Source organism: Cyanobium sp. ULC082, assembly GCF_977927535.1.
In genome coordinates, this window is sequence record NZ_OZ376398.1 from 63212 (window position 1) to 88557 (window position 25346).

Here is a 25346-nt window from a genome sequence, read left to right on the forward strand (position 1 = left end):
ACCAGGCGAACCGGCTGTAGCAACAATGACATCGGAGCCCTGCGCACTCAGGCCTAATGGCTGGGTCGCAGGGCTTGTTCTTGGATCTCGCACTGGTCGCCACAACCGGGGGCTACCGCCTGCTGGCCCTGACGGCCAACGGCATGCTGTGGCTGCAAACCCACTTCGACGACAAGCACTGGCCCCAGCTGGCCTCCGGCCATGTCAGCGTGGAAGAGGCCTCAGCCGCCCTGATCCGTCAGGACGCCCAGGCCGCTGGCCTCGGTGTCAGCCGTCTCGGAATCCACGGCCAGATCGATGGCGTTCCCATCCGGTGAAGACCCTGATCTCTACGCACACCGCATCTCCTCACCACCTCCATGAAAAAAGTCGAAGCCATCATCCGTCCCTTCAAGCTTGAAGATGTCAAGGTGGCCCTGGTGAATGCCGGAATCATCGGCATGACCGTGAGTGAGGTGCGAGGCTTCGGCAGGCAGAAGGGCCAGGTTGAGCGTTACAGGGGTTCCGAGTTCACCGTTGAATTCCTCCAGAAGCTCAAGCTGGATGTGGTCGTCGACGATGACCGGGTCGAAACCGTTGTCAACGCGATTCAGGACGCCGCCCGCACAGGAGAGATCGGGGATGGAAAGATTTTCATCAGCCCGATCGAAACCGTGATCCGCATCCGCACCGGCGATCTCGACAGCACGGCCATCTAGGACGGCCATCTCGGTCTGCTCGATCCTGGTGTTGCTCAACCCATGCCCAGGGTGTGGGCCACCAGCTGCTCGATTCCGGCTCGATCCAGGCGAGCCGGCTGATCCGGCCGGGCCTCGATCAGCCAGAGCAGGTATTCGTGGTTCCCGGCCGGACCGGTGATCGGTGAAGCCACCAGGCCAGCGGCAGGCCAGGCCAGCTTTGAGCAGGCAGCGATCACCGCTTCGATCGCATCGGCATGGGCGCGGGGGTCCCGCACCACCCCACCTTTGCCGACCCGCTCTCTGCCCACCTCGAACTGGGGCTTGATCAGCACCACCGCCTCGGCTGGGCCAGCAGGGTGAAGCAGCCGCCGCAGCGCCGGCAGCACCAGCGGCAGGCCAATGAACGACAGATCGGCCACGGCCAGATCCGGCCAGGGATCATCGGGTCCATAGAGCTGTTCCGCGTGGAGATGCCGGAGGTTGGTGCGCTCCTTGAGCACCACCCTTGGATCGGTGCGCAGGCTCCAGGCGGTCTGGCCATACCCCACATCGATGCCATACACCCGGCCGGCACCGCGCTGGAGCAGGCAGTCGGTGAAGCCACCGGTGGAAATGCCGCCATCAAGGCAGACCCTGCCGGTGGGATCGATCGGGAACGCCTCCAGGGCCGCCAGCAACTTCTCACCGCCCCTGGAAACAAAACGAGCTCCCTGCTCCACCTCGGGGATCAGCTCCAGGCTCACCTCAAGGCCCGGCTTGTCGAGGATCTGCCCGTGGCTGCGGACCCGGCCGGCCCTGATCAGCTGCTGGGCCTGACCGCGGCTGGCCGCCAGACCCAGGCTCACCAGGTGAAGGTCGAGGCGTTGCTTACGGGCCATGGGCGCTCGGATCGGGCCAGCCGTGGACATCCTGAGGCCATCGAACCACGGCAGCGGCGCAGGATCCAGGCGGAGTGGCGTTGTGGTGGAGCCATAGATTGACTCGATTCACGCGCGGCGCCGGCCCTTGATCGAGCGTTACACCCTCCCCGAAATGGGCGAGATCTGGAGCGAGCAGGCCAAGTTCCAGACCTGGCTGGAGGTGGAGCTGGCCGTTTGCGAGGCTCGCTGCCAACTGGGCTGGGTGCCGGTGGAAGCGATGGCCGAAATCCGGGCCAGGGCCAGCTTCGAGCTGGAGCGCATCGAGGCGATCGAGGCGGAGGTCCGCCACGACGTGATCGCCTTTCTCACCAATGTCAACGAGCATGTCGGCGATGCCGGTCGCCACATCCATGTGGGCATGACCAGCTCGGATGTGCTCGACACAGGCCTGGCCCTGCAGCTCAGGGCCTCGGTTGTGGTGCTGCGCACCGAACTCGATGCCCTCGCCCAGGCGCTGCGGCAGCTGGCCCGTGCCCACAAGGACACGGTGATGATCGGTCGCTCCCACGCCATCCATGGCGAGCCGATCACCTTCGGCTTCAAGGTGGCCGGCTGGCTGGCCGAAACCCTGCGCAACCAGGAGCGGCTGGAACGACTCGAAACTGCGGTGGCCGTCGGCCAGATCAGTGGCGCCATGGGCACCTACGCCAACACCGATCCCCAGGTGGAAGCCCTGACCTGTGCGCGGCTGGGCCTGGTGCCCGACACCGCCAGCACCCAGGTGATCGGCCGTGATCGGCACGCCGACTACGTACAGACCCTCGCCCTGGTGGGCGCCTCCCTGGAGCGCTTTTCCACCGAGATCCGCAACCTGCAGCGCACGGATGTGCTGGAAGTGGAAGAGAACTTCGCCAAAGGTCAGAAGGGCAGCTCAGCCATGCCCCACAAACGCAACCCGATCCGCAGCGAGCGGATCAGCGGGCTGGCCCGGGTGTTGCGGAGCTACACCGTGGCGGCTCTGGAGAACGTGGCGCTCTGGCATGAACGGGACATCAGCCACAGCTCCGTGGAGCGAATGATGCTGCCGGACTGCTCTGCCACCCTGCAGTTCATGGTGCGCGAGATGGCGGAGGTGGTGAGAGGCCTCGGGGTCTACCCCGACAACATGCTCCGCAATCTGCACATCTATGGCGGTGTGGTGTTCAGCCAGAGGGTGCTGCTTGCCCTGGTGGAAGCGGGCATGGCGCGCGAGAAGGCCTACGCCCTCGTGCAACACCATGCCCATGCTGCCTGGAACACCGAGGGTGGCGATTTCAGGGCCAGCCTCAGGGCCGATCCGGAAGTGACCAGCCAGCTGGGCGAAGAGTTGCTGGAGAGCTGCTTCAGCAGCGACCTGCACCAGGCCCAGTTGAAGGTGATCTGGGAACGGCTGGGGATCTGATCACCAGAGGCCGCGGATCACGGGAGCGGGCTTGCGATCCGGGGTGAACGTGCAGACGGGGCCCAGGGGGCTCGCCTGAGCCACCAGGGTGGTTTGGACTGTTCTGACGGGAACGGTTGCCAAGGTCTTGGCTGGCTTAAGGCAGGCCGGCAGATCCGTGGGCTGTGCCGCCATGGCCGGATGGGCGAAGGCGAGCGCAGAGGCAGCAGCGAAAACCAGGGGTTTGATCATGACGAAAACCGAAACCAAGAAACGAATGGAGCAGACGTGGACGGATCGGGATCAGTTGGAACTGTCGTTGGTGCCGCCATTGCCACTGAAACAGCCGCCGATCGCACAGCAGATCAACCCGGCTGCGGCGATGCCGAGCAAGATCGTAACGACAGGGAACGGCGGTGGTGGCGGTGGCGCCGGTGGGATGACAGGGGGAAGAGCCGCCACCGGTGGTGCAAGCTCAAAGAAACAGGAGCTGGTGGCCAGGGGCAACACGTAGTTGCCGGTGGGCAGCAGGGCCGCCAGGGTCTGGCCTGCCTCGACGGCCCGGCTCGGGGTGATCGAGATGGAGCGGCGGTCGGGCGAGATCACAACCGCAGGAGAATCAAAACGAATCTGCTCGATTTCGGTGCCATTGCTGGAATCGCCCGAGCGGACCCGAATGGAGACGTAGTCGTCTGGGCCGAACTGTGGAAGTTCACCAGCAAAGTTGAGCACCAGGGGATCGGTGGCCGCGGCCAGCTGGCTCGGGCCACCAGCGGCGGGCGGCGTGGCCTGGCTGAGCAGCTGGGCGGAAGCAGGCGCAGCTGGGCCTGAAGGTGGAAGGCTGGCCTGGCTGAGGCCAGGCAGTGCTGTGACGCCGTCACCGGTGATGCGGATCAGATTGACCCTGGCATTCGGAAAAGCCTGGGCCGGCAAGCCAGCCGCCAGAAGGGCCGAGGCGGTGAAGCCGGCCAGCCAGCCGCTGACCCAGCCAGGGTGCTTGAGCGGTGGGTGGGGACAAAGCCCTCCCGAATGGGTTGCCGTCACTATCTGAACCATGAATTCCCGTTCGTCCAATCTAGGCCACAAACCGATAAGCCTCCCAAAACCACCTGTGGCCTCCGACACCGTTTCGGGACGGCGCCGCTCAGGGCGAGAATCCAGACAGAACCCCTGCGGCAACAGGATCCGACGGCCATCAGAACGAGAAGGTCATGCGGCCGTAGTAGCGGGCGCCGCAGGGATTGGTGGTGCACAACCCTTCGATGTAGCTCGGGGTGTTGCCGAGAAAATCGGTGGCATAAACCGAAAGAGTGAGTGGGAGTTCGCTGAAAGGGCGCGCGGAAATCCCTGCACCGATGCCATAGCCAAACCATTCGGCACCCAGGGAGACACGGCTGCCCAGATGGAGGCTGAGCGAGCCGATCGGGCCCCAGAAGCAATCGGTGCCACTCGGGAAATTGTTACTGCTGATGTTGTTCCCGGACAGGCAGTTGGTCGAACCGAGGATCCCGTTGCCGCCATAGCCGAAGAAATCGGAACCGATCCCCACGGTGGCCACGGCCACCACGGGCTCGGCCCCTGCACTGAGTGGAACCGCCTGGGAAAGCACCAGGTAGAAGTTCCGTCCCAGATCGATGCTGTCATCGAACTGAATGATCTGCTCACCACCGAAGGAAACGCCCAGGGTGGGGGTGAGGTTCACGGCGGCGCGGAAGCCGAGGCTCTGGCCCGAGAAGGCTGAGGTGCCGCCACTGCGGGAAGTCAGGCTCTGGATGTTCCAGATCAACCCGAGGCTGGCATCTTCCCCACGGATCGGCGTCAGCTCGATGTTCAGCTCAGCGTCGTCACAGCCATCGGTGCTGCCACTGCCGGCGCCGCAGGAACGGGTCCGGTTCACGGGTGTCAGGGCGGCTGAGACGGTGAAGCGCTGGTCGGCCGCGAAGCCGTTGGGCACCTGCAAGGCCGTATCGGTGTAAAGGCTGCCATTCACCGTCATGCCGCGGCTGAGCCCGCGAACCCTGGTGACCGGCGGGGAGGCGGCCGCGATCGGCTGGGGAGCGGGGAGCGACTCGGGGAATCCAGGGCCGACCGGCTCACTCGCCGGCACAACGTTCCAGGATCCAGATCCAGGCTCAGCCGACTCAACACGCCAGGGCAATGCGGCGGAGGTGGCTGGATCCTGCTGGGGAAGACGCCAGTCGAGGGGCTGGCCAACCGCATCGGCGGCCAGCAGGGCAGGGGCAACCGAGAGGAAGCGGGCCAGCGGCAGAACGATCCACACCGACAGGAAGCTTGCCGCCCTCTGTGTTGGAGCCAATCGCACCAGTCAAACCTCCGCTCAGGATCTTATCGGCAGGAATCGGATCTCCACCAGGCCGCTGCACCGCCTCCTCGACCGCCCGGCGCGCTTCTGGTGGCCGATCCGGGAGGCAGCATCAGAAGCAGCACCGGAGCGGGCTGGAGGCCCAGGCTGTTCGGGGCTGACTCCGTTACGATCGACACACGCTCAATGCTCTCCCCGGGGTCCCAGCCATGCCGATCACGATCGAAGAAGCCCGCGGCATTTTTCCCTCCACCCTGGCAGCCGACGTCGTCCCGGCCACGATCGCCAGGTTCGATCAGCTCAGTGCGGAAGATCAGCTGGCACTGATCTGGTATGCGTACCTGGAGATGGGCAAAACGATCACGATCGCGGCTCCCGGCGCCGCCCGCATGCAGTTCGCTGAACCCACGCTGAACCAGATCCGCCAGATGAGTTTCGCGGATCAGTCCCAGGTGATGTGCGATCTGGCCAACCGGGTCGATACTCCGGTTTCACGCACTTACACGGTCTGGTCCCCCAACATCAAGCTGGGTTTCTGGTACAAGCTCGGCGAATGGATGGAGGAGGGAATCGTTGCCCCGATCCCTCAGGGTTATCAGCTCTCCGCCAATGCGGCGGCGATTCTCGATGCCATCAAGCGCCTGGAGGGTGGCCAGCAGATCACGGTGCTGCGCAACGCTGTGGTGGACATGGGATTCGATGCCAACAAGATCGAGGGCAACAAGCGCGTGGCCGAACCGGTGGTGCCACCAACGGACATTGCCCAGCGCAGCGAGGTATCGATCAACAATGTGAGCAACACCACGGTGTTGTCTTATATGAACCTGCTCAATGCCAACGACTTTGATGCGCTCATCGAGCTGTTTCTGCCGGATGGGGGCCTGCAGCCTCCCTTCCAGCGGCCGATCATCGGCAAGGAGGCGGTTCTGCGGTTCTTCAAGGAAGATTGCCAGAATCTCAAACTGATTCCCGAGCAGGGCGTCACCGAGCCTGCGGACGATGGCTTCACCCAGATCAAGGTGACAGGAAAAGTGCAAACCCCCTGGTTCGGTGCCGGCGTCGGCATGAACGTGGCCTGGCGCTTTCTGCTCAATCCCCAGAACAAGATCTTCTTTGTGGCGATCGATCTGCTCGCCTCTCCCAAGGAACTGGTCAACTTCATCCGCTGATCAGACCGGGGGGTGCTGTCATGGTCGGGCCTGGGTGCAGCCTGGCCCTGCTGATCATCGGGTTGTGGTTATCCAGCCTTGTGCCACTCGGCTGGTTTGATCCCTTCACCATTTTTGGGCAACGTTCGCTTCAGACCTGGATTGCAGTGGCAGCGATCATCCTGGTCCGCACCTTTCTGCAGACTGGCTTGTTCATCGTGGCCCACGACGCCATGCATGGCAGCCTGGTTCCACGGCGTCCAGGTCTGAACACCCTTCTGGGCCAGATTTGCCTGGGGCTCTATGCCGCCATCCCCTATCGCCTCTGCCACTCCAATCACCTTCGCCATCACCGCAATCCAGGGGGTGGCGACGATCCGGATTTTCATGATGGCCGGCATAACCACCCACTGAGCTGGTACATCACATTCATGGGTGGCTACTTGTCCACCGCTCAGATTGGCTGGCTGCTGGCGATCTGGGCCTGCGCCCTTGCCGGCCTCACCTTCACCAGCAGCCATCCAGTTGCCGTGCTGGTGCTGTTCTGGGTGCTACCCCTGATCCTGAGCTCGATGCAGCTTTTTCTGTTTGGAACCTATCTGCCACACCGGGCTCAATCCGCCTCGCCGGGCAGCTGCCATCAGGTAGGCAGCAGCTCGCTTCCGCCAGCGATCTCCCTGCTTGCCTGTTATCACTTCGACTACCACTGGGAACACCATCATCACCCTGATTCGCCCTGGTACACGCTTCCTTCCCTGCGAAGATCACGGCTCAAGAAAGAGCTCGTGGAGCGCCATCCCTGCGCTCGCGTTCAACCTCAGCTGGGTGTTAGGGTCCAAACACACTGAAAACTGTTGACAGGACCGTGGAAGCAGGCCAGAAGGGCTGGAGCTCAGAGGAGCGTCACATTGCCAAGCAAGCCGTTGACCTCGCCTATGAGCGGGAAGTGGCCTCGTTGATCACCGATCTGCACAGCCGAGTGAGTTCAGTCCATTGCTCGGGTGATGTCTGGAGCCTGCACGATTACCTGAGCGCCAAGCGGCACGAGATGGATGGAAAGTTCGATCTCCGCGATTCCTCGCTGGTTTTCGTTTTTGCCACCCTGGTGAAAGATGGTCTGCTGTCGGTGCATGAACTCGACGGGCTTGACCAGGAAAAGCTCGTCAAAATTTCGGCTCTGGCCCGCATGTGAGCGGCGATTCACGCCGCAGCGCTCCAGCCACCACCTGCCATTCATGCAGCACCCAGCTGACGCAGCCGGCCTGGATCAGCGGGTCGCCAGCCAGGATCGCTTCGGCCTCGGCCCGATCCCGGGCCTCAAACAGCAGCATGCCGCCGGCTCCGGCGCCATTGAGCCCCTTGCATTCACGCCAGTAGCCGGTGCTGGGCTGGTGACCCAGCCGCTCCAGCTGGCCGATCCAGGCCAGATGGGCATGAAGATGGGCATCGAAACCGGCCCGGTCGACAACCCCTTGCTCCAGTTTCACGAACCACGGCATGGCATCCGATCTCGCCCGGCTCCCATCTTGATCCGGCACGACGCCGCATCCCGATGCTGAACTTCTCGATCGCCAACACCGTGACGGATCTGATCCAGGGCGATGTGCGCGAGCATCTGCCCCTGGCCAGCATTCCCCTCGAAGGCGATGTGCTGGGGCTCGGAACCACCACCAGCCTCGACAATGGCGAGCTGACCTTCCTCCACGACGGGAGCGAGCCCCGCACCCGCCTCTACAAGTGCGCGGCCGGGGACGGCAGCATCCGCCAGTTGCACCCGGGAGATGGCAGTGCCCATTTCCCCTACGTCTGCTTCAGTGGCGATGCCACGGCCCTGCGCCATCCGGTGGACCCCGCCTGCCTGGCAGCCAGCGAAGGACTGCCGCTGCAGCAGCGCATCGGAGCGGCGATCTCCTCCCTGAGCGAGCAGGGGCAGCTGGCCGAGGCACCGATCTACGGCCTGCGGCTGGGGCTGGAGTGGCACAGCCTGGTGATCACCGTGGCCTCCAAGCTCTGCATGGGACAGAAGCGGCGGAACCAGGCGCCGGAAGATCCGGGGGCGGCCGCCCAGGGGCTCTATGGCAGCCTCCAGCACTACCGCCTGGCTGCCGACGACCCCGGCGACGCCAATGATCCGATCCGCTTCCTGGGCCGCAGCCTCCACTGGGACTGCTGCGGCTTCTGGGACACGCAGCCGGAATCAGGGCGGGTGACCGTGCCGGTGGCCACAGCCCCGCTGCATCTGCATGGCTGCAGCCGCGATCTGCGCCATGGCGGCCACCTGCACCATGAACATCCGGGCAGCCGGTTGCGGCGGCTGGAGTGGCTGGCGATCTACCCACTCCAGCAGATCCGCATGCTGGGCTCCGACCTCGCCGTGGAGCAGCTCGGCTACAGCGATGGCCGGTTGGGTTTCCAGGTCAGCAATCGCGGCGAGCTGGATGTGAGCGATCTGGGGGTGGCGGTGGTGATCGACGATCGCTACTCCAGCCACCACTATCTGAGGCTTCCCTGGCTGGCAGCCGGCGAAACCCAGCCATTCAGCCTGCCCCTGCCGCTGCCGCCCGGACCCCATCAGCTGCTGGTGATGGCCGACCCCGAGCGCCATGTGCTGGAGCCCCTGGAATCGCAGGCGAACAATGCCGCCAGGCTCACGATCGAGCTCTGAGCCAGCCGGAAGCTAGCCGCAGCAGAGCTAGCCGCAGCAGAGCAAAAAGCCTCAAAACGGAGAGGGTGGGATTCGAACCCACGGAAGGTTTCCCTTCAAACGATTTCGAGTCGTTCGCTTTCGACCACTCAGCCACCTCTCCAGCTTCGTCCGGCGCCACCGGAGCGGCGCGCACGAAGTGGAACTTTACGGAGCCGTCAGCCGGCCGGGCTCTGCAGCGATCCACTGCCGCCGCTGGCTTGCCAGCCCTTGGGTGCGGCCGGCCAGGCGCCACTCACCCAGATCCGCCGGGGAGCGGCCGCCGCCACAGCCTGCTGCTCGTTGCGACGGGGCCGGAAGCCCAGCCAGGTACCACTCCAGGCACCGCTGGGCAGAACCGTTTCCCCGGCGGCACCGGCCCGCTGCCAGGCCGTCATCGACTGCCGATCCGGCAGCAGCAGCCAGCGGTGTCCCCCCACCGCCAGGCCATAGGCGCGGCTGTCGGCACTCAGGGGGGAGAGGGCCAGGCCAGGGCTCTCCAGGCGCTGACCTGGAGCCAGCGGCGTGCTGCCATCCGTGGCAGCCAGCACCAGCGACGCCTGGGCGCGCCAGCAGGCGGGTTCCGCCGCCGCCACCGGATCGAGCAGGGCAATCCAGTCGAAGCGGGCCAGGCCCAGTCCGGTGGCGAGCCTCGCGGCACTGGCACAGCTGAGCCCATCGGCGCGGCTGCTGACCAGGGCGCCGCGACCCTGGTGGCGGGCCAGCAGCAGATCACCGCCCCACTGGTGGATCAGCAGCAGCTGATCGCCCCCCAGCAGGGCCAGGTGCAGGGCAAGGGTGAGCCCGACCCCGGCCGCCCCCAGACGCCGCCAGCGCAGGCTGGCCACCAGCCAGGGCAGCAGCGACAGAGCGAACAGCAGCACCAGCCAGGGCTGGGGCCGCCCGATCTGCCACTGGGCCATCGGCAGGGCCGCAAAACCCCGCACCAACAGCAGCAGCAGCCCGGTGAGCAGCCCCAGCGGCCAGGCCAGCAGGGGCAGCAGCAGCGGCAGGGTCACGGCCGCCAGGGCCATCGCCATCGCCCCGAGGGTGAGCGGGGTGAGCAGGGGCGCCACCACCAGGTTGGCCGGCACCGCATAGAGCGGCACCACCCCGAAATGGAGCAGCTGCAGCGGCAGGGTCCAGAGCGAGGCCGCCAGCGGCACCGCCAGTCCCGCCCCGATCCAGCGGGCCCCCAGCCAGGCCGGCAGGCGCCGCACCAGGGCGCCCTCCAGATCCGTGGCGGTGAGGATCAGGCCGGCGGTGGCCGCCACCGAGAGCTGAAACCCCACATCCAGCAACCAGCTGGGGCGCACCAGCAGCATCAGCAGCACGCTGAGCAGCAACACCCCCAGGGGCCTGCTGCGGCCGCCGCTCTCAAGCACTGCGAAGGCCACTCCCCCCATCAGCACCGCCCGCACCACCGAGGGCTGGGGCCCAGCCAGCAGCAGAAACAGCAACATGGCGCCGACCGCCAGGGCCGCCCGGGGGGGCCGGCTCAGGTGACGCCCCAGGGCCATCACCGCCCCCAGCAGCACGGTGAGGTGGAAGCCGGAGGCGGCCAGCGCATGGGACAGTCCGGCCACCCGGAAGGCGTCGCGGACATCGCCGGGCACCGGCACCACGGCGCTGCCGAGCACCAGGGCGGCCAGCACCCCGCCCCGCTCCGGCCCGCAGGACCGCAACAGGGCAGCCGCCATCCGCCGCCTGAGCCCGGCGATCGGCGTGGCCGGACGCTCCAGCAGCTCGGCTTCGCCTTCCACCTGCAACTGGCTCCAGATCCCCTGGCGGGCCAACCGCTCGGCCGGACCGCTCAGGAGCGGATGGGGACCGGTGGCAGGTCGGCGCAGCTCACCGGCCACCGCCACTGTCCAGCCCTGCTGCAGCGCCGGACAGTGGCGGAAGAGAAGCTCGGTGCGGCCGCCGGCCTGCTCCAGCACGGCGCGGCAACCGCCCTGCTCCCCACGGGGCTGGGGATCACCGCCGAGCCGGCCCCGCAGCTGCACCGGCAGCCGAGCCAGGGGCGCGGCCGGCAGCAGCTGCACCGGATCAGCGGGGCCGGGCACCGGCTGCTGCGCCAGGCCCCAGAGCAGCAGGGCCGGCGCCAGCAGCAACAACAGCAGCCGCGGCCCCGGCGCCAGGCCATGCCGGCCCGCCTGCCACCAGGCGAGAGCGCTCAGCAGCACCAGACCAACAGCGCGGAGCGGCGCATCGAGGCCCAGCACCCCGAGGCTCAGCCCCAGCAGCGCCAGGGCCACCGTGAGCAAGGGCATGGAAAGACATGGCCGCGATAGCACTGACATCGAGCTCCGGCTCGGGACCGCACCCCTGAGGGTTCCCCGGCCGGGCCCGCTTGAACCCGGCGCTCAGAAACTCGGCAGCTTGAGCATCAGCTCACAGAGCTGGGGGCTGGGCAGCTCCTGGCCCAGCAGGGGCGCCACCAGTGCAGCGATCGGGCGCAGCCGGCAGGGCCAGATCGCCCGTTCGGTGAGGCGGCCGGCCTGGAAGGACCCTGCCAGCAGCACCACCACCAGCAGGGTGCGCTTCAAGGGGCGGGCTGCTCACCCGCGGAGGTGGCCGCCAGCAGCGGAAAGCCCAGGGCCTCCCGTTCCTGCAGCCAGCCTTCCGCCACCTGGCGGGCCAGATGGCGGATGCGGGCGATCGTGGCGGTGCGCTCGGTGACCGAAATCACGCCGCGGGCCTCGAGCAGGTTGAAGGTGTGGCTGCACTTGAGCACGTAATCGAGGGCGGGCGCTGGCAGGCGGCGCTCCACCAGATCAGTGGCCTCGGCCTCGTAGAGCGCGAACAGCTGCTGCAGCCGCTGGGGGTTGGAGGCCTCGAAGTTGTAGGTGCACTGGGCCTTCTCGAAGGGCAGCCAGATCTCGCCGTAGGAGCGCTGCTCGTTCCAGCGCAGCTCCCAGATGCTCTCCACATCCTGGAGATACATGGCGAGGCGCTCGAGGCCATAGGTGATCTCGATCGACACCGGCCGGCAGTCGAGGCCGCCGCACTGCTGGAAATAGGTGAACTGGGTGACCTCCATGCCATCGAGCCACACCTCCCAGCCCACGCCCCAGGCGCCCAGGGTGGGCGATTCCCAGTTGTCTTCCACGAAGCGGATGTCGTGGTCGGCGGCGCGGATGCCGAGCGCTTCGAGCGAAGCCAGATAGGTTTCCTGGATGCCATCCGGCGACGGCTTGATCAGCACCTGGTACTGGAAATAGTGCTGGGCGCGGTTGGGGTTGTCGCCGTAGCGGCCGTCGGTGGGGCGGCGGCAGGGTTCGGGGTAGGCCACGGCCCAGGGCTCCGGGCCGATCGCCCGCAGCACCGTGTGGGGGCTCATCGTGCCGGCGCCCTTTTCGGTGTCGTAGGGCTGCAGCAACAGGCATCCCTGCGCCGCCCAGAACCGGTTCAGGGTGGAGATGATGTCCTGGAAAAGCATCGGCCGATCCTCTCAGAGTGGGTTCAGGCCACCAGCTGGAGCAGACCCATCAGCCCTGCGGCGATCGGCCGATGCCGGACGGCCGTGAAGCCGGCATCGCGCGCCAGCCGCTCCTGTTCGGACGCGATCGGGAAGCGCTCCAGGCTCGTCTCCAGATAGGCGTACTGCTCCGGCAGCTCGAACCAGCGGGCGGCCGGCACCACCAGGCGGCGGAGGTAGAAGCGCTGGAAGCCGGCGGTCAGGGAGCCGGCCTGGGTGGAGGAATCCGGGCGGTTGAAATCCAGCACCACCGCACGGCCGCCTGGGCGCAACAGCCGCCGCAGTTCCTTCAGCCCCGCCGCCGGGTCGGCCAGGTTGCGCAGGCCGTAGGCCATCACCGCACCGTCGGCGGCTCCGGTGGCCAGGCCCGTGGCCAGGGCATCCCCCTGCTGCCAGCGCACGGGCAGCCAGGGCTGCAGCCGGCTGCGCCGACGGGCCACGGCCAGGGGAGCGGCGGCGGCATCCAGCCCCAGCACCTCCCCCCCGGGCCGGAGCCTCTCCGACAGCAGCAGGGCGAGATCGCCGGTGCCGCAGCAGAGATCCAGCAGCCGCTGGCCGGGCCTGGGGCGCAGCCAGTGGACTGCCTGCCGTTTCCAGAGGCGATGCAGACCCAGGCTGAGCAGGTCATTGAGCTGGTCGTAGCGGGGTGCGATCGCTTCGAAGAGCTCACGGACCGCTTCGGGATCTCCGGTCGTCAAGGGGCCGCCGCCGATGGCTGCTCAGGAGGATGGCAGAGCGGCGCAGCGCTCAGGCTCCACCAGACAATCGAGGGAGCGATCCCAGGGAAGGGGAGCCGAATCGGTGCTGAGCACCCCATCACCACTCAGAAAGCCCTGGCCGAGGCCGACCGCCAGCAACCGGTTGGGGCTGGCGAAGGTGAGAACCATCACCGTGGTGAGGCCGACAGCCGCGGAGCAGACCATGCAGCCGGCCAGCATCAGCGAAAATTCCTGGCGATCGTTGGCGGCCTGCATCAGCGAGAGAGCCCACGCCACCAACGCGACAACCAACACCATCGTCAAGAGGGCGACGGCGGTTGAGGCGGGGGAAACGGCAGCCGGCACGGAGAAGCGAGAGCAGTGAAACCAACGTCCAACTCCCTTAAGCAATTGTAATCTCCGCCACCGACCCCTGCGACTCCTCCAGGGGCCGGATCAGCAGCCCCCGCTCCAGCAGACCCGTCTTGATCTGCTGGATGCTGAGCACGCCATCGTGCAGCAGGGAGGCGAGCAAAGCCGCTGCCGCCTGGCCCTGCTCGAGGGCGGCGGCGATGTGGTCGATGCTGCCGGCGCCACCGGAGGCGATCACCGGCACCGCCACGGCGCTGGCCACGGCACGGGTGAGTGCCAGGTCGTAGCCGGCCTGGGTGCCATCGCCATCCATCGAGGTGAGCAGGATCTCACCGGCACCGAGCGCCACGACCCGGCGGGCCCAGGCCACCGCATCGAGACCGGTGTTCTCGCGGCCGCCCTTCACGTAGACATCCCAGCCGGAGCCGTCGGTGCGGCGGCGGGCATCGATCGCCACAACGATGCACTGACAGCCAAACAGGCGGGCCCCCTCCGCCACCAGCTCCGGCTGGCGCACCGCCGCGGAGTTGAGGCTGACCTTGTCGGCGCCGGCGCGCAGCAGCTCGGTGATCCCCTCGACGCTGCCGATGCCGCCCCCCACCGTGAACGGGATGGTCAGCGCCTCGGCGGTGTGGCGCACCAGTTCCACCAGGGTGGTGCGCCCCTGATGGCTGGCGGCGATGTCGAGGAAAACGAGTTCATCGGCGCCGGCGGCGTCGTAGCGGCAGGCCAGCTCGACCGGATCACCGGCATCGCGCAGCCCGACGAAGTTCACCCCCTTGACCACCCGACCGTCGGCCACGTCGAGGCAGGGGATCAGGCGCTTGGCGACCATGGCAGCTGGGCAGAGGAAGGAAGAGAACGGCGCTGTTAAGGTTGCCCCACTTGTCCAGCCGCGCAGGCCATGACTCAGGCTCTCACCCCAGGCTCGATCACTGTGGGCTCCAGGGTGAAGATCACCCGGGTGCGCGACCGCATCCCCGCTGATCTTGTCGAGGTGCTCAAGAAGGATGCCTCCGGCACCGTGAGCGGCTACAAGATGACCGACGGCAGCGGCATCGGCGTTGTGGTTGAACTGAGCGACGGCAGCAGCGGCTGGTTCTTTGACGACGAGATCGCGCCAGCCTGAGGGTGTCGATCATGCTGGTGACCCCCGCTTCGGTCTGTTGAGCGACGCACCCGACTCCCCCTCCAGCAGCGGCGGCGCCCGCCAGTTGCTGGGCATGAAAGGTGCCAGCGGCACCAGCAGCCTCTGGAAGCTGCGGCTGCAGCTGATGAAGCCCGTCACCTGGATTCCGCTGATCTGGGGGGTGATCTGCGGTGCCGCGGCCTCAGGGCAGTTCCACTGGAACGGCAGGGATCTGGTGGCGGCGATCGCCTGCATGGTGATGAGCGGGCCCCTGCTGGCCGGCTACACCCAGACCCTCAACGACTATTACGACCGCGAGATCGACGCGATCAATGAGCCCTACCGGCCGATCCCGTCGGGGGCGATCGGTCTGGGCCAGGTGCAGGCCCAGATCTGGGTGCTGCTGGTGGCCGGGCTGGCGGTGGCCTGGGGCCTCGACCTCTGGGCCGGCCACAGCACGCCGGTGCTGCTGCTGCTCGCCCTGGGCGGCTCCTTCGTGAGTTACATCTACTCGGCCCCGCCGCTGAAGCTCAAGCAGAACGGCTGGCTCGGCAACTACGCGCTCGGCGCCAGTTACATCGCCCTGCCCTGGTGGGCGGGCCAGGCGCTGTTCGGCCGGCTCACCTGGACCACCGCGGCGCTCACCCTGGCCTACAGCCTGGCGGGCCTGGGCATTGCCGTGGTCAATGATTTCAAGAGCGTCGAAGGCGACCGGGCCCTGGGGCTGCAGTCGTTGCCGGTGGTGTTCGGCATCGAGCGGGCCAGCTGGATCAGCGCCGTGATGATCGACCTGTTCCAGCTGGCCATGGTGGGGGTGCTGATCGCGATCGACCAGCACTTCGCGGCAGTGCTGCTCGTGCTGCTGATCATTCCCCAGATCACCTTTCAGGATCTCTGGCTGCTGCGCGATCCGGTGAGCTTTGATGTGAAGTATCAGGCCAGCGCCCAGCCTTTTCTGGTGCTCGGCATGCTGGTCACGGCTCTGGCGATCGGCCACAGCCGGCTGACGGTGGGCCTGTGAGCGCCACGGCCCGCCGGACGGAGCGGAGCCAGCTGCGCCGGAGCCGGCGCCGCCAGCTGCTGATCGCAGCCGTGCTTGCTGCCGGCGCCGGCAGCCTGCTGGCCTATGGCCAGTGGGCCCTGGTGCGGGGCATCGATGGCCTGTTGCCGGAAACGCAGCGGATCAACACCTTCAACCGGCCCGGCACGGTGACGGTGCTCTCGGCTGACGGGCAGGTGCTGCAGAAGCTCGGCCCCGCCACCCGCGAGAAGGTGTCGAGCGGCGAGATGCCCAAGCTGCTCCGCCAGGCCTTCGTGGCCGCCGAAGACCGGCGTTTCTATGAGCACGGCGGCATCGATCCGGTGGGGATCGGGCGGGCGATGCTGCGCAACATCCGCAGCGGCGCCGTGGAGGAGGGGGCCAGCACGATCACCCAGCAACTGGCCCGCACGGTGTATCTCAGCCAGGACCGCACCCTGGTGCGCAAGCTCAAGGAGGCGGCCCTGGCCGGCAAGCTCGAGCGCGAGTTCAGCAAGCAGCAGATCCTCGACCAATACCTGAACTACGTGTATCTGGGCTCCAGCGCCTACGGCGTCGCCGATGCCGCCTGGATCTACTTCTCGAAAACCCCCGCCCAGCTCACCCTGCCGGAGGCGGCCCTGATCGCCGGCCTGCCGCCGGCCCCGTCGGTGTATTCACCGCTGGTGAATCCGGATCTGGCCCTGAAACGGCGGGCGGTGGTGCTGGAGCGGATGCAGGAGGCGGGCTTCATCGACGGGGGCCAGCGGGCCGAAGCCAACGCCACGCCGCTGACGCTCAAGCCGGCCCTGCCGAAGTACTGGAACAGCCAGGCCCCCTACTTCACCAGCTGGGTGGCCCAGGAGCTGCCGAAGGTGCTCACCCCGGAGCAATTGGAGGTGGGTGGTCTGACGATCCGCAGCAGCATCAACCTGACCTGGCAGCAAGAAGCGCAGCGGGTGATCAACAGCAGCGCCTACGGGGGGCTGGAGGGGGCGCTGGTCACGATCGAACCGGGCACGGGCCTGGTGCGGGCAATGGTGGGCGGCAAGGACTATGAAGCCAGCCAGTTCAACCGGGCCACCCAGGCGCTGCGCTCCCCCGGCTCCACCTTCAAGCTGTTCGTGTACCTCACCGCCCTGAAGGAGGGCATGCGGCCGGAAACGGTCATTCTCGATTCAAAGCGCTGCTTCGCCGGCTACTGCCCCAAGAACTTCGGCGACCGCTACATCGGCCGGGTGTCGATGGCCACGGCCCTGCAGAACTCGCTGAACATCGTGGCGGTGGCCCTCGGCCAGATGGTGGGCCTCGACAAGGTGATCGCCACGGCCCAGAGCCTGGGCATCACCCGCGAGCTGGGGCGGTTCTATCCGATGGTGCTCGGCGCCTACGAGCAGACGGTGCTCGACATGACGGCGGCCTACGCCGGTGTGGTGAACAGGGGCGTGTTCGTGCCACCCACCCCGTTCGAGGAGATCAGCGGCCCGAACGGCGAGCTGCTCTGGAGCCGCCGCCTGCAGGGCGAGCGGGGCAGGCGGGCAGTGGACAGCGACATCGCCGATGCGATGGTGTGGATGCTGCAGAAGGTGGTGCGGGGGGGCACCGCCTCCTCCCTGAGCCGCCTCCCTGAGCCGGCACCATGAACCTTCAACCCGGAGCCTGCAGCACGGCGGCGTAGAAGCCGTCGCCACCGCCGGGCCGCGGCCAGAGCTGCCGCTCGGCGAGCTGGCTCCAGCCTGGCCGGCCGGCCAGGAAGGCCCGGATCAGCTCCCCGTTCTCGGCGGGATGGACGGTGCAGGTGGCATAGACCAGGCGACCGGCCGGCTTGAGCAGGGGCACCATCCCCTCCAGCAGGCGTCGTTGCAACACCACCAGCTCATCGATCGTGGCGGGTTCGATCCGCCAGCGGGCATCGGCGTGGCGGGCCAGGGTGCCCAGGCCGGAGCAGGGGGCATCGAGCAGGATCCGATCAAAGCGCTCCTCCGCCGCTGCGCCTGCCACCGGGTCCGCCGTCAGCTCGGCCGCATCGGCCTGGCGCAGCTGGATGGAGGAGAGGCCGAGCCGATCAGCGTTGGCCCGCACCCGCCGCAGCCGGCCGGCCGAACGATCGACCGCCACCACCGTGCCCTGATCGCCGATCAGCTCAGCGAGGTGGGTGCTCTTGCCGCCGGGGGCGGCGCAGGCATCGAGCAGCCGCTCACCGGGGCGGGGATCCAGCAGGGGGGCGATGGTCTGGGCGGCACGATCCTGCACGCACCAGTGCCCCTCGCTGTAGCCGGGCAGGCTGCGCAGGTCGCCGCAGCGGCCCAGCAGGGTGAGCCCCCAGGGTGTTTCCTCCAGCGGTTCGGCCAGCTGGCCGGCGGCGCTGAAGGCGGCGAGCACCGCGTCCCGGCTGGCCCGCAGGGGGTTGACGCGCAGATCGAGGGGAGGTGGCTGGTTGGCGGCGAGAGCGAAGGCCTCGGCCTGATCCGGCGGCAGCCAGCCCAGCAGCTCGGCCGCCAGCCAGTCGGGCAGGGAGTGACGCAGACCGAAGGCGGCGGCGGCGGGATCAACACCGGCTGGCAAGGGCAGGGGAAGATCAGCCTGGGGACGGCGCAGGAAGGCCCGCAGCAGGCCGTTCACCACCGGCGCCAGGCGGGCCAGGCCATCGAGCTTGGCCAGCTCCACCGTGGTGCTCACCGCCGCCGAAGCGGGCACCCGCTCGGTGGCGAGCAGCTGGTAGAGGCCGAGGTGCAGCAGCCAGCGCAACCGGGGCGGCTGGCGGTCGGCCGGCACCCGGCCAAGCTGATCGAGCCAGGCATCGAGCCGGCGGCGCTGGCGGATCGCCCCGAAGCAGAGCTCGGTGGCCAGGGCCCGATCCGGCGGCGACAGCGGCAGGCGCTGCAGCTCGCGCTCCAGGGCCAGATCGGCATAGGCGCCGGCCGCCACCGCCTGCAGCGCCCGCCAGGCCACCCGGCGCGAATCAAGCCCGACGGCCTCCGGCGCAGTGCTCATAAGGGGGGCGTGCTCATGGGGTGGGGGTGCTCAGGCGATGGCAGCGGTGCTGGGGCGGGCCAGGGCGGCCTCCACAGATAGCGCCGCAGGGGAGGCGGCCCTCGTCGTCGACGGGGATGCCTTCGTCGATCAGCAGCTCGCGCTGGATCCAGTCGCTGCCTTCACGGCTGAGGCTCATGCTGATCTGGCCGCGGGCATTGACGACCCGGTGCCAGGGGATCTCGGACGGCAGGCTGAGGCGACGCAGGGCCCAGCCCACCTGACGGGCGCAGCCGAAGGCACCGATCCGATCAGCGATCTGGCCGTAGGTGGCCAGCTGGCCGCAGGGAATCAGGGCCACAGCGGCGTAGACCCGCTGATCGAAGCCACGGGGCGAAGCCGGCTCGGCAACAGCCATGACCAGATCCAACCGCAGGCTCAGGGGGGAAGATCCTGTCACCAGCGGCGACCGATCCGGTTGAGCTGCGGGCAGGGATCAACCGTAGAACGAATTCCTGTTCTGTTTCGTTCGATGACGGCCCCCAACCCCGCAGCCCATTCGCCCAGCCGCCCGGGAAGACGCCCGATGGCCTGGATGCCCGCCGTGGGGGCCACCGGCCTGGCCCTGCTGCTCTCCAGCTGCGCCATGGTCCGCAGCCAGGAAACCGTGCGGACCCCGAGGCTGGCCGCGGCCCCGGCCGGCAGCTGCGGCGCCGGGAAGCTCAGCGCCGAGCAGGTGTTCAGTCGGGCCAGCAAGGGGGTGGCGGTCGTCTCGACGGGGAGCGGCATGGGCAGCGCCTTCGTGGTGGCGCAGCAGGACGGGCAGACCTTTCTGGTCACCAATGCCCACGTGGTGCGGGGCAGCGAAACGGTGCGGCTGAAGTGGGTGGACGGCGCCGGCGACAACGCCCGGGTGGTGGCCCGTGGCGGTGGCGACAGCCCCAGCACCGACCTGGCCCTGCTGGCGGTGGATGGCCAGCGGGGCGTGCCGCTGGCGCTGGGCGACAAGGCGGCGGCGGTGGGCCAGGAGGTGTTCGTGATCGGCGCGCCGAAGGGGCTGGAGTTCAGCCTGAGCCGGGGTGTGGTGAGCAGCCTGCGGCAGCAGAACGACATCCTGCAGATCGATGCGGCGATCAACCCGGGCAACTCGGGCGGTCCGGTGCTGGATGCGGGCAACTGCGTGGCAGGCGTGGCCACCTTCAAGCTCAACGACAGCGAGGGGCTCAATTTCGCGATTTCCAGCTCGGCGGTGCGCAACTTCCTGGCCAACCTGCCGGCGGCGGGCGTGGCGGCTGATCGGGCCAGCCAAGCTGAGCAGCCCGATCGCGCCGCCGAAGCCGAAGCTGGAGCCGGAGCCGGCGAAACGGTCTGCCTGTTCAAGCGACCGGAGAGCGAAACGGCCGAGTCGATTCCCTGCCGGCTGAGCGGCACCCGGACCGCCGGCGGGCAGACGATCTATCAGCTCGCCTGGGCCGACGGTTCGCGCAACGCCTACGCCTTCTTCCAGGGCGGCCGGGTGGCGATCCGGGCCGACGATGGAGCCGGCGGCAGCAGGACCGACCAGGGCAGCTTCCAGGTGAGCGAGGCCGGCGTGGCGGTGCGCAGCAGCGGCGATTCAGTCGCCGTGATCCCCGGCCTGGATCCGGTGCTGAACGTAGGCGCAATGCTGAACTGAGAGGCCCTCGCCGCGCCTCGATCCATGCCCCTGCTGCCGCGCCGCTTCGAGCGGCTGAAGGCCGTGCTGAACCGGCGGATGGCGGATCTCACGGTGCTGCTGGAGGCGGTGGACAAACCCCACAACCTCTCGGCGATCCTGCGCAGCTGCGATGCGGTGGGGGTGCTGGAAGCCCACGCGGTGAGCCTGGCGGGCCGCAGCCGCCGCTACAACCACACGTCGCTGGGCAGCGAGAAGTGGGTGAAGGTGCACCCGCACGCCACGGTGGAGGACGCACTGCAACGGCTGCGGCAGGAGGGCTTCCGGATCTACGGCACCCAGCTGGGCAGCGCGGCGGTGGACTACCGGCAGTTTGATTTCACCGGCCCCACCGCCTTCGTGCTGGGGGCGGAGAAATGGGGCCTGAGCGCGGCGGCGGCGGCCGGCGTGGATCAGGGGCTGTTCGTGCCGATGGGCGGCATGGTGCAGTCGCTGAACGTGTCGGTGGCGGCGGCGGTGCTGCTGTTCGAAGCGCTGCGCCAGCGGCAGGCGGCGGGGCTGCTGCCACTGGCCGGGGAGGGGGTGCCGGCGGAGCGGCGCCAGCGGTTGCTGCTGGAGTGGGCCTACCCCCAGGTGGCGGAGTGGTGCCGCCGCGAAGGCCGCCCCTACCCCGAGCTCACGGCGGAGGGGGCACTGGCGGAGGAGCTGCCGCGCACGCTGCGGCTGCGCTGCTGAGCAAAGGCCCCTGCACAAGGCAGAACCGCCTCACATTGAAGGTTCTTGCGTGGCGGGACGATGTCAACCCTGACCGTGACCAGCAAGGGGCAGGTCACCCTGCGCAAAGAGCTGCTCCGCCATCTGGGCGTCAAACCGGGCCAACGGGTGGACGTGGAGGTGCTGCTGGCTGACTACGAGACGCTCCTGGGCGGGCAGGGTTTCCACTCCCTGGCGATTACGCCGCGCCATGGCCTACGAGCAGGCAGCTACGTGGCTGACCACCGGGATCCCTTCGATCGCCTGCTGGCAGCCCAGGCGGAACTCAATCAGCTGACGCTGGTGAGCTGTGATCCCACCTTCCAGCAGTTTCCCTGCAGGGTGCTGTGGTGACCAAGCCCACTCCTACGATTCCCCCATGCCCACCACCAGCCACTGCCCCTGGCACCAGCCGCGGCCTTTTGAGCTGCCGGTGGATCTGGTGGTGATGGGCTGGGAAGAGGCCGACCGGATGGCCGGATCGCGCTGGCATGCGGTGAGCCTGGCGGCACGGGAGGGGGTGGTGCTCCATGCCACCGAGTGAGGATGCGGCCCTGCTGATGCTGAGGCCGCTGGCGGCGATGGCCCGGCAGCTGCTCAGCGATGACCTGCTGAACCTGCAGGTGTATGCGGTGGAAGCACGCTACCGGCCGGGGCCTTTCCCCCTGCCGACCAGCCGTGAGGCCCTGCGCCGGGAGATCGAGGCCTTCCAGGCGCAGGTGGGCCAACAACTGGCCGCTCAACAACGGCTGGAGCAGGACGAGACAGCCTGATTGGCCATTGGCTGGCTCGTCGCTTCAGCCAATAGCCACCCCCTATTGGTACATCGACCAATACAGCACCATTCAGCTCAGGGCCAGCCGGGACGCACCAGTAAGGAGGTAGTGGAGAGGGTCCCCTGCCCGGCGCGGCAACACATCCACGGTGCCGGCCACGATCAGCTGTTGCAGGGCCTGGGCACCCCGGGCAGCCCAGGCTTCCAACCGTTGCCAGAGGGTGCTGCCAAGCTGGTCGTGCAGCTCCAGCCTGTAGCGCTGGCGAAGCACCAGGGTGAGATCGGCAAGGCCCACCGGCCCGGCATCCTTACCTGCAACCGTGAGGCCCAGGAGGGCCGTGATGCCATCCTCCAAGGCCTTGAGCAGGACGCGCAGATCACCCCGGAACAGCTCATGCAGAGCGTCGATCACCTCGTCTTGGACGGGCGAGCGCACGGGCTGGCTGGGGTCCAGTTGCAGTGATTGGTAGCGGGCCTGCAACAGCTGGTGAACCTCATTCAGGCCGAGGGGTTCGAGCACCACCGGATCACTGAAGACGGAACGCACCTGGGTGTGACTCTGCACGAAGATCGTGTGTAAGCCATCAAGCAGGAGGACCTGGTCCCGAATACTGCGCAGGAGATCGGCGGCACGGGCTGGATCGGCCTCACTGAGGTTCTCGAGATTGTTGAGGTGCAGCACCACGCCAGTAGCGCCCTGTTCAAGGGCAAAGGCCAGCAGATCGCGCAGCATCCGCCTGGGTGTTGGTGCCACCGGCCCCAAAGCCGGCGGCCGAAACCGAGAAGCCACCACCACGCAGACGGATGGTGCGCACCAGCTGCTGCGCCGCCTCCATGGCGGCTCCACTCGCTTGGGCATTAGAGGCCAGAACGGCGTCGTAGGTGCCAGCGAGCAACAGGCCGATCAGATCATCACTGGCCAGATCGGCGGTGATTGGAATGATCTCGGCTGAGGTCCAGTAGCCGGCAGCCAGTGCGTCGGCCTTGACGGCCTGGACCAGGGTGGTTTTGCCGATGCCGGGCCGACCCGCCACCGCCTGGCGTGAGCTGCGGGAACCACCGGCTGTAGAGCCTCCACAGATTCGGGAGAGGCATCGCAGCGCTATCGCCGGGAGCAAAGCACTTCCCAATACTGGCTCCCTATTGGCAGTTTTGCCAACACTCCCGGATCAATAGGGCATCAACCCATCGCCACGCTGCGGCAGCGATTCCACCGTCTGCCGCTGGCGAGCCGAAGGCAGCCAGCAGGCCAGGCCGATACCGGCAAGCTCCAGCAAAGCGAAATGCCCGGCCAGCAAGGCAATGGCCATGAAGGCCACGGAGAGGATGTGCTCCAGCAGGCCGATCACGTCGTCGCCGTTGGCGGAGCCCAGGACCCAGAGCACCACCGAGGCGGAAAGCAACACCATGGCGAACCAGAAGGGCATGGGGCATGCAAAAAGCCAGCCTTCCATCTTCGGCGACGCGACCCCACAGGTGTGTTCAGCTGGAACCATTCGAGCGAAAGCGGCTCAAAAGGGGCAGAAATCCAGCCAAGCCTGAGAGCAGAGCAATTAGTTCGTGAGAATCTGATGAGAGCCAATCCAGAAAACGGGTATTCGTTCAGCTTCGATTCAATAAACGCACATGGAATAGGGCTGGGGCCAACAACTGCATGGGTAAGCGTGAACGGTCAAGATGCTTGGGAATACTGGGTTTTGGGCCACTTCTCACGGTGCAGAGAAGGCCGAGGCAACAGCATGGCCCCATTGCATGAGAAGGAGAAGCGATGTAAGTTGAATGATGTCACTAAGGATTCCTCCTATGAAAACAAAAACTCAGCTTCTGGCACTCAACCAGCTCAGCCAGCGCCACGCCAAAGCCACCGGCCTCGCCAAGGGGTTCACCTTGGTGGAACTGATGATCGTGGTGGCGATCGTCGGAATCCTCTCCGCCGTAGCACTGCCTCTCTACATTCAAGCCAGAAATTCAGCTGCAGCTGGTGCTGCCATCGGCGAAGCCATTGGCATAGCAAAAGAATGTGCAACGTTCGCAGCATCTGAGGTTGGAGCTGCTCCAGCTCCCGTAACACTCGGACCTGGGGTCGCAGTGACCCAAGCTTGTACAGCAGCCACCGGGGGCATCTACACGGCAACATGGACACCAGGTCCTGTTGGAATTCGCTGCCTTAACCTGACATCCGCTGCTGGAAATGGTGTTGCCACCATAACTGTCACCGGCGACGGTGTCACTACCTGCGCATTGACCTAAGAATCTACAACGTTTTTTCTCGAGCGCTTCCGCTCCAACAGAATCAACTTCATACAGGACATGCTTTCAAAGCATGTCCTTTTTTTTGGAAGCCACACTTGCCAAAAAAGAGTATCAATTCGAATAAGCCAAAAGATGCGTAGCATACCTTTCACTATTGTTCCAGCCTAATTATTCGGCTATTCTGTCTATGCCTATCCTTGTTTCAACCCCGCGCATCCAGGCAAGTCGTTAACTCGCTTACCAAGATGCCAACGGCCAGGTGGCCTAACTAAACAACTCAAGGCCAGAATAGCCAGCCGATTATCGAATAATCTTTGCGCCAGCAGGTCCACCTGATCGAATGCCTCTATGTCATGCATAAAAAATTCTTCGATGATTTCCTTCATCTTGTGCTTGAGTATAGCCAGTCCCTTAGCGAAGGTGACATAGCCCACCTAAAAGATTGGCTGAAAGACCAGCCAACACACCACTAGCAGAACTCATCTCGCCATTGAAAAACCCTCCAAAGTTACCGATAATATCCTGATTAATCAGCAGCAGTCCTGAAATATCTTCAACGATGTCCTAAGCGACGGCTCCTGCCGGATCAAGTCGAATACGCTCCCTCCAAACGGGTATTGGCCTTTCAGTTACGCAGAAGATGAATACATCCAGGCAGGCGAACGATCGTATCTTGTATCCCTCCAGACGCTCAGTCCGCCAATCCACGCTTCTCTTGGCTGCATCAGACGACGGCTAAGAGCTCAAATTTGGCCTCGCTTAACCTCAGGGTTAAGCAACTGCTCGGCAGGAAACACTGCCAAAAGAAGCTTGACCGATCCTGATGTGAGCTGGCAGCATCGCTTTGCCAATTTCTGCAGGGCCCTTGAGCAAGAGGAAGCAGGGCCTGATCAAGGCGTTCGAGGTCACCTTCGAGCTCGGCTGGAACACCCTGTGCGATCTGCTCGCCAGTGAGGGCACCACCGACCTTGTCGGCTCCCGCGGCACCATCCGCGAGGCCTTCCGGGTGGGCCTGATCACCGATGGCACCACCTGGATGGCCATGATCCAGGATCGCAACCTCACCAGCCACACTTACAACAAGGCCACGCTCCAGAACCGGCCGCACTGACGCAGCCCGTCCCAG

32 protein-coding genes, 1 tRNA gene and 2 pseudogenes are annotated in these 25346 nt (G+C 66.5%); 17 read left to right on the top strand and 18 right to left on the bottom strand.

Translation table 11 applies throughout. The features are described 5' to 3' along the window. Positions 1-80 precede the first annotated feature (80 nt). The gene (locus ACXMDY_RS09600; RefSeq protein WP_259702044.1) at positions 81-317 is read left to right on the top strand and encodes a hypothetical protein; all 237 of its coding nucleotides are present in this window, start codon (positions 81-83) and stop codon (positions 315-317) included. A 42-nt stretch (positions 318-359) separates the two neighbouring features. Further along, complete coding sequence (locus ACXMDY_RS09605) at positions 360-698, top strand: P-II family nitrogen regulator (RefSeq protein ID WP_259702043.1); 339 nt, start codon at positions 360-362, stop codon at positions 696-698. Positions 699-733: 35 nt separating this feature from the next. On the opposite strand, the gene ACXMDY_RS09610 is transcribed toward ACXMDY_RS09605, so the two are convergent. Then, a complete protein-coding gene (locus ACXMDY_RS09610) occupies positions 734-1558 on the bottom strand; it encodes a TlyA family RNA methyltransferase (protein ID WP_259702042.1) in 825 nt (274 codons plus the stop codon). 127 nt (positions 1559-1685) lie between these two features. Between ACXMDY_RS09610 and purB the strand changes: the two genes are divergently transcribed. Then, a complete protein-coding gene (purB, locus tag ACXMDY_RS09615) occupies positions 1686-2981 on the top strand; it encodes an adenylosuccinate lyase (protein WP_259702041.1) in 1296 nt (431 codons plus the stop codon). On the opposite strand, the gene ACXMDY_RS09620 is transcribed toward purB, so the two are convergent. The 3 genes from ACXMDY_RS09620 to ACXMDY_RS09630 all read right to left on the bottom strand — a co-directional run bounded on the left by ACXMDY_RS09620 (position 2982) and on the right by ACXMDY_RS09630 (position 5241). Next, positions 2982-3212, bottom strand: coding sequence for a hypothetical protein (locus tag ACXMDY_RS09620; RefSeq protein ID WP_259702040.1), 231 nt, complete (start codon positions 3210-3212; stop codon positions 2982-2984). It lies immediately after the preceding gene. Positions 3213-3263: 51 nt separating this feature from the next. Further along, entirely contained in the window at positions 3264-4004 is a 741-nt protein-coding gene (locus ACXMDY_RS09625; protein WP_259702039.1) for a hypothetical protein, read from the bottom strand. A gap of 151 nt (positions 4005-4155) precedes the next feature. Further along, positions 4156-5241 carry a hypothetical protein gene (locus ACXMDY_RS09630; protein WP_259702038.1) on the bottom strand — a complete coding sequence of 362 codons (1086 nt, stop codon included), beginning with the start codon at positions 5239-5241 and terminating at the stop codon, positions 4156-4158. A 251-nt stretch (positions 5242-5492) separates the two neighbouring features. Here ACXMDY_RS09630 and ACXMDY_RS09635 point away from each other — a divergent pair, with 251 nt between their 5' ends. The 3 genes from ACXMDY_RS09635 to ACXMDY_RS09645 are packed head-to-tail and all read left to right on the top strand — an operon-like array spanning position 5493 to position 7623. Beyond that, the gene (locus ACXMDY_RS09635) at positions 5493-6452 is read left to right on the top strand and encodes an orange carotenoid-binding protein (RefSeq protein ID WP_259702037.1); all 960 of its coding nucleotides are present in this window, start codon (positions 5493-5495) and stop codon (positions 6450-6452) included. A 20-nt stretch (positions 6453-6472) separates the two neighbouring features. Then, positions 6473-7279, top strand: coding sequence for a fatty acid desaturase (locus ACXMDY_RS09640; protein ID WP_259702036.1), 807 nt, complete (start codon positions 6473-6475; stop codon positions 7277-7279). Positions 7280-7296: 17 nt separating this feature from the next. Next, positions 7297-7623 carry a hypothetical protein gene (locus tag ACXMDY_RS09645; protein ID WP_259702035.1) on the top strand — a complete coding sequence of 109 codons (327 nt, stop codon included), beginning with the start codon at positions 7297-7299 and terminating at the stop codon, positions 7621-7623. Here ACXMDY_RS09645 and ACXMDY_RS09650 read toward each other — a convergent pair. Beyond that, the gene (locus ACXMDY_RS09650; protein ID WP_259702034.1) at positions 7595-7930 is read right to left on the bottom strand and encodes a YciI family protein; all 336 of its coding nucleotides are present in this window, start codon (positions 7928-7930) and stop codon (positions 7595-7597) included. The genes ACXMDY_RS09645 and ACXMDY_RS09650 overlap by 29 nt on opposite strands. Positions 7931-7983: 53 nt before the next feature. Here ACXMDY_RS09650 and ACXMDY_RS09655 point away from each other — a divergent pair, with 53 nt between their 5' ends. Beyond that, a complete protein-coding gene (locus ACXMDY_RS09655; RefSeq protein ID WP_259702033.1) occupies positions 7984-9096 on the top strand; it encodes a CARDB domain-containing protein in 1113 nt (370 codons plus the stop codon). 57 nt (positions 9097-9153) lie between these two features. On the opposite strand, the gene ACXMDY_RS09660 is transcribed toward ACXMDY_RS09655, so the two are convergent. The 7 genes from ACXMDY_RS09660 to hisF form a co-directional block, all read right to left on the bottom strand. Beyond that, positions 9154-9238: transfer RNA gene (locus ACXMDY_RS09660), tRNA-Ser, on the bottom strand. A 55-nt stretch (positions 9239-9293) separates the two neighbouring features. Beyond that, a complete protein-coding gene (locus tag ACXMDY_RS09665; protein ID WP_259702032.1) occupies positions 9294-11387 on the bottom strand; it encodes a ComEC/Rec2 family competence protein in 2094 nt (697 codons plus the stop codon). A gap of 93 nt (positions 11388-11480) precedes the next feature. After that, the gene (locus tag ACXMDY_RS09670; RefSeq protein ID WP_259702031.1) at positions 11481-11663 is read right to left on the bottom strand and encodes a hypothetical protein; all 183 of its coding nucleotides are present in this window, start codon (positions 11661-11663) and stop codon (positions 11481-11483) included. Further along, positions 11660-12556, bottom strand: coding sequence for a glycine--tRNA ligase subunit alpha (glyQ, locus tag ACXMDY_RS09675; protein WP_259702030.1), 897 nt, complete (start codon positions 12554-12556; stop codon positions 11660-11662). The genes ACXMDY_RS09670 and glyQ overlap by 4 nt, the downstream gene beginning before the upstream one ends. 23 nt (positions 12557-12579) lie before the next feature. Beyond that, the gene (ubiE, locus tag ACXMDY_RS09680; protein WP_259702029.1) at positions 12580-13293 is read right to left on the bottom strand and encodes a bifunctional demethylmenaquinone methyltransferase/2-methoxy-6-polyprenyl-1,4-benzoquinol methylase UbiE; all 714 of its coding nucleotides are present in this window, start codon (positions 13291-13293) and stop codon (positions 12580-12582) included. Positions 13294-13314: 21 nt separating this feature from the next. Continuing rightward, on the bottom strand, positions 13315-13611 hold the full coding sequence (locus ACXMDY_RS09685) for a hypothetical protein (protein ID WP_259702028.1): 297 nt from the start codon (positions 13609-13611) through the stop codon (positions 13315-13317). An 85-nt stretch (positions 13612-13696) separates the two neighbouring features. Then, entirely contained in the window at positions 13697-14500 is an 804-nt protein-coding gene (gene hisF / locus ACXMDY_RS09690; RefSeq protein WP_259702027.1) for an imidazole glycerol phosphate synthase subunit HisF, read from the bottom strand. A 69-nt stretch (positions 14501-14569) separates the two neighbouring features. Between hisF and petP the strand changes: the two genes are divergently transcribed. The 3 genes and pseudogenes from petP to ACXMDY_RS09705 all read left to right on the top strand — a co-directional run. Continuing rightward, positions 14570-14794 carry a cytochrome b6f subunit PetP gene (gene petP, locus ACXMDY_RS09695; protein WP_259702026.1) on the top strand — a complete coding sequence of 75 codons (225 nt, stop codon included), beginning with the start codon at positions 14570-14572 and terminating at the stop codon, positions 14792-14794. Between the two features lie 37 nt (positions 14795-14831). Beyond that, a complete protein-coding gene (gene chlG / locus ACXMDY_RS09700; RefSeq protein WP_259702025.1) occupies positions 14832-15815 on the top strand; it encodes a chlorophyll synthase ChlG in 984 nt (327 codons plus the stop codon). Between the two features lie 32 nt (positions 15816-15847). Continuing rightward, positions 15848-17416 (top strand): annotated as a pseudogene (locus ACXMDY_RS09705) (transglycosylase domain-containing protein); the annotation flags it as partial. Positions 17417-17459: 43 nt separating this feature from the next. On the opposite strand, the gene ACXMDY_RS09710 reads toward ACXMDY_RS09705, so the two are convergent. Together ACXMDY_RS09710 and ACXMDY_RS09715 are read right to left on the bottom strand one after the other, a co-directional pair. Further along, complete coding sequence (locus tag ACXMDY_RS09710) at positions 17460-18806, bottom strand: 16S rRNA (cytosine(967)-C(5))-methyltransferase (RefSeq protein ID WP_259702024.1); 1347 nt, start codon at positions 18804-18806, stop codon at positions 17460-17462. Then, positions 18803-19203 (bottom strand): annotated as a pseudogene (locus ACXMDY_RS09715) (MGMT family protein). The gene ACXMDY_RS09710 and the pseudogene ACXMDY_RS09715 overlap by 4 nt, the downstream one beginning before the upstream one ends. Before the next feature lie 168 nt (positions 19204-19371). Between ACXMDY_RS09715 and ACXMDY_RS09720 the strand changes: the two are divergent. The 5 genes from ACXMDY_RS09720 to ACXMDY_RS09740 are packed head-to-tail and all read left to right on the top strand — an operon-like array spanning position 19372 to position 21965. After that, positions 19372-20460 (top strand): S1C family serine protease, encoded by a 1089-nt coding sequence (locus ACXMDY_RS09720; RefSeq protein WP_259702023.1) that lies wholly within the window; start codon positions 19372-19374, stop codon positions 20458-20460. 24 nt (positions 20461-20484) lie between these two features. Continuing rightward, on the top strand, positions 20485-21174 hold the full coding sequence (gene trmH, locus ACXMDY_RS09725) for a tRNA (guanosine(18)-2'-O)-methyltransferase TrmH (RefSeq protein WP_259702022.1): 690 nt from the start codon (positions 20485-20487) through the stop codon (positions 21172-21174). 60 nt (positions 21175-21234) lie between these two features. After that, entirely contained in the window at positions 21235-21546 is a 312-nt protein-coding gene (locus ACXMDY_RS09730; protein ID WP_259702021.1) for a PIN domain-containing protein, read from the top strand. A gap of 25 nt (positions 21547-21571) precedes the next feature. Next, positions 21572-21736, top strand: a complete 165-nt coding sequence (locus ACXMDY_RS09735; RefSeq protein ID WP_259702020.1) for a hypothetical protein — start codon at positions 21572-21574, stop codon at positions 21734-21736. After that, positions 21723-21965 (top strand): hypothetical protein, encoded by a 243-nt coding sequence (locus tag ACXMDY_RS09740; protein WP_259702019.1) that lies wholly within the window; start codon positions 21723-21725, stop codon positions 21963-21965. Before ACXMDY_RS09735 ends, ACXMDY_RS09740 begins: the two co-directional genes overlap by 14 nt. 72 nt (positions 21966-22037) lie before the next feature. On the opposite strand, the gene ACXMDY_RS09745 is transcribed toward ACXMDY_RS09740, so the two are convergent. The 3 genes from ACXMDY_RS09745 to ACXMDY_RS09755 form a co-directional block, all read right to left on the bottom strand. Then, the gene (locus ACXMDY_RS09745; protein ID WP_259702018.1) at positions 22038-22700 is read right to left on the bottom strand and encodes a hypothetical protein; all 663 of its coding nucleotides are present in this window, start codon (positions 22698-22700) and stop codon (positions 22038-22040) included. Further along, a complete protein-coding gene (locus ACXMDY_RS09750; RefSeq protein WP_259702017.1) occupies positions 22669-23001 on the bottom strand; it encodes an AAA family ATPase in 333 nt (110 codons plus the stop codon). Before ACXMDY_RS09750 ends, ACXMDY_RS09745 begins: the two co-directional genes overlap by 32 nt. Positions 23002-23136: 135 nt before the next feature. After that, positions 23137-23394: a hypothetical protein gene (locus ACXMDY_RS09755; RefSeq protein ID WP_259702016.1), complete on the bottom strand. Its 258-nt coding sequence runs from the start codon at positions 23392-23394 to the stop codon at positions 23137-23139. A gap of 376 nt (positions 23395-23770) precedes the next feature. On the opposite strand from ACXMDY_RS09755, the gene ACXMDY_RS09760 reads away from it, so the two are divergent. Continuing rightward, the gene (locus ACXMDY_RS09760) at positions 23771-24217 is read left to right on the top strand and encodes a type IV pilin protein (RefSeq protein ID WP_311133940.1); all 447 of its coding nucleotides are present in this window, start codon (positions 23771-23773) and stop codon (positions 24215-24217) included. A gap of 194 nt (positions 24218-24411) precedes the next feature. On the opposite strand, the gene ACXMDY_RS09765 is transcribed toward ACXMDY_RS09760, so the two are convergent. After that, positions 24412-24654: a hypothetical protein gene (locus ACXMDY_RS09765; protein WP_457767595.1), complete on the bottom strand. Its 243-nt coding sequence runs from the start codon at positions 24652-24654 to the stop codon at positions 24412-24414. 431 nt (positions 24655-25085) lie between these two features. On the opposite strand from ACXMDY_RS09765, the gene ACXMDY_RS09770 reads away from it, so the two are divergent. After that, the gene (locus ACXMDY_RS09770) at positions 25086-25331 is read left to right on the top strand and encodes a nucleotidyltransferase substrate binding protein (RefSeq protein ID WP_259702015.1); all 246 of its coding nucleotides are present in this window, start codon (positions 25086-25088) and stop codon (positions 25329-25331) included. Positions 25332-25346 lie beyond the last annotated feature (15 nt).

Coding starts and splice junctions, on each gene's coding strand:
- glyQ (WP_259702030.1), bottom strand. CDS start 12,556: ATGCTTTTCCAGGACATCATCTCCACCCTGAACCGGTTCTGGGCGGCG.
- hisF (WP_259702027.1), bottom strand. CDS start 14,500: ATGGTCGCCAAGCGCCTGATCCCCTGCCTCGACGTGGCCGACGGTCGG.
- ACXMDY_RS09685 (WP_259702028.1), bottom strand. CDS start 13,611: ATGGTGTTGGTTGTCGCGTTGGTGGCGTGGGCTCTCTCGCTGATGCAG.
- ACXMDY_RS09745 (WP_259702018.1), bottom strand. CDS start 22,700: ATGCTGCGCGATCTGCTGGCCTTTGCCCTTGAACAGGGCGCTACTGGC.
- ACXMDY_RS09650 (WP_259702034.1), bottom strand. CDS start 7,930: ATGCCGTGGTTCGTGAAACTGGAGCAAGGGGTTGTCGACCGGGCCGGT.
- ACXMDY_RS09720 (WP_259702023.1), top strand. CDS start 19,372: ATGGCCTGGATGCCCGCCGTGGGGGCCACCGGCCTGGCCCTGCTGCTC.
- ACXMDY_RS09740 (WP_259702019.1), top strand. CDS start 21,723: ATGCCACCGAGTGAGGATGCGGCCCTGCTGATGCTGAGGCCGCTGGCG.
- petP (WP_259702026.1), top strand. CDS start 14,570: ATGACTCAGGCTCTCACCCCAGGCTCGATCACTGTGGGCTCCAGGGTG.
- ACXMDY_RS09710 (WP_259702024.1), bottom strand. CDS start 18,806: ATGAGCACTGCGCCGGAGGCCGTCGGGCTTGATTCGCGCCGGGTGGCC.
- ACXMDY_RS09760 (WP_311133940.1), top strand. CDS start 23,771: ATGAAAACAAAAACTCAGCTTCTGGCACTCAACCAGCTCAGCCAGCGC.
- ACXMDY_RS09620 (WP_259702040.1), bottom strand. CDS start 3,212: ATGATCAAACCCCTGGTTTTCGCTGCTGCCTCTGCGCTCGCCTTCGCC.
- ACXMDY_RS09635 (WP_259702037.1), top strand. CDS start 5,493: ATGCCGATCACGATCGAAGAAGCCCGCGGCATTTTTCCCTCCACCCTG.
- ACXMDY_RS09730 (WP_259702021.1), top strand. CDS start 21,235: ATGTCAACCCTGACCGTGACCAGCAAGGGGCAGGTCACCCTGCGCAAA.
- ACXMDY_RS09605 (WP_259702043.1), top strand. CDS start 360: ATGAAAAAAGTCGAAGCCATCATCCGTCCCTTCAAGCTTGAAGATGTC.
- ACXMDY_RS09655 (WP_259702033.1), top strand. CDS start 7,984: ATGCTGAACTTCTCGATCGCCAACACCGTGACGGATCTGATCCAGGGC.
- trmH (WP_259702022.1), top strand. CDS start 20,485: ATGCCCCTGCTGCCGCGCCGCTTCGAGCGGCTGAAGGCCGTGCTGAAC.
- ACXMDY_RS09640 (WP_259702036.1), top strand. CDS start 6,473: ATGGTCGGGCCTGGGTGCAGCCTGGCCCTGCTGATCATCGGGTTGTGG.
- ACXMDY_RS09665 (WP_259702032.1), bottom strand. CDS start 11,387: ATGCCCTTGCTCACGGTGGCCCTGGCGCTGCTGGGGCTGAGCCTCGGG.
- ACXMDY_RS09735 (WP_259702020.1), top strand. CDS start 21,572: ATGCCCACCACCAGCCACTGCCCCTGGCACCAGCCGCGGCCTTTTGAG.
- ACXMDY_RS09755 (WP_259702016.1), bottom strand. CDS start 23,394: ATGCCCTTCTGGTTCGCCATGGTGTTGCTTTCCGCCTCGGTGGTGCTC.
- ACXMDY_RS09610 (WP_259702042.1), bottom strand. CDS start 1,558: ATGGCCCGTAAGCAACGCCTCGACCTTCACCTGGTGAGCCTGGGTCTG.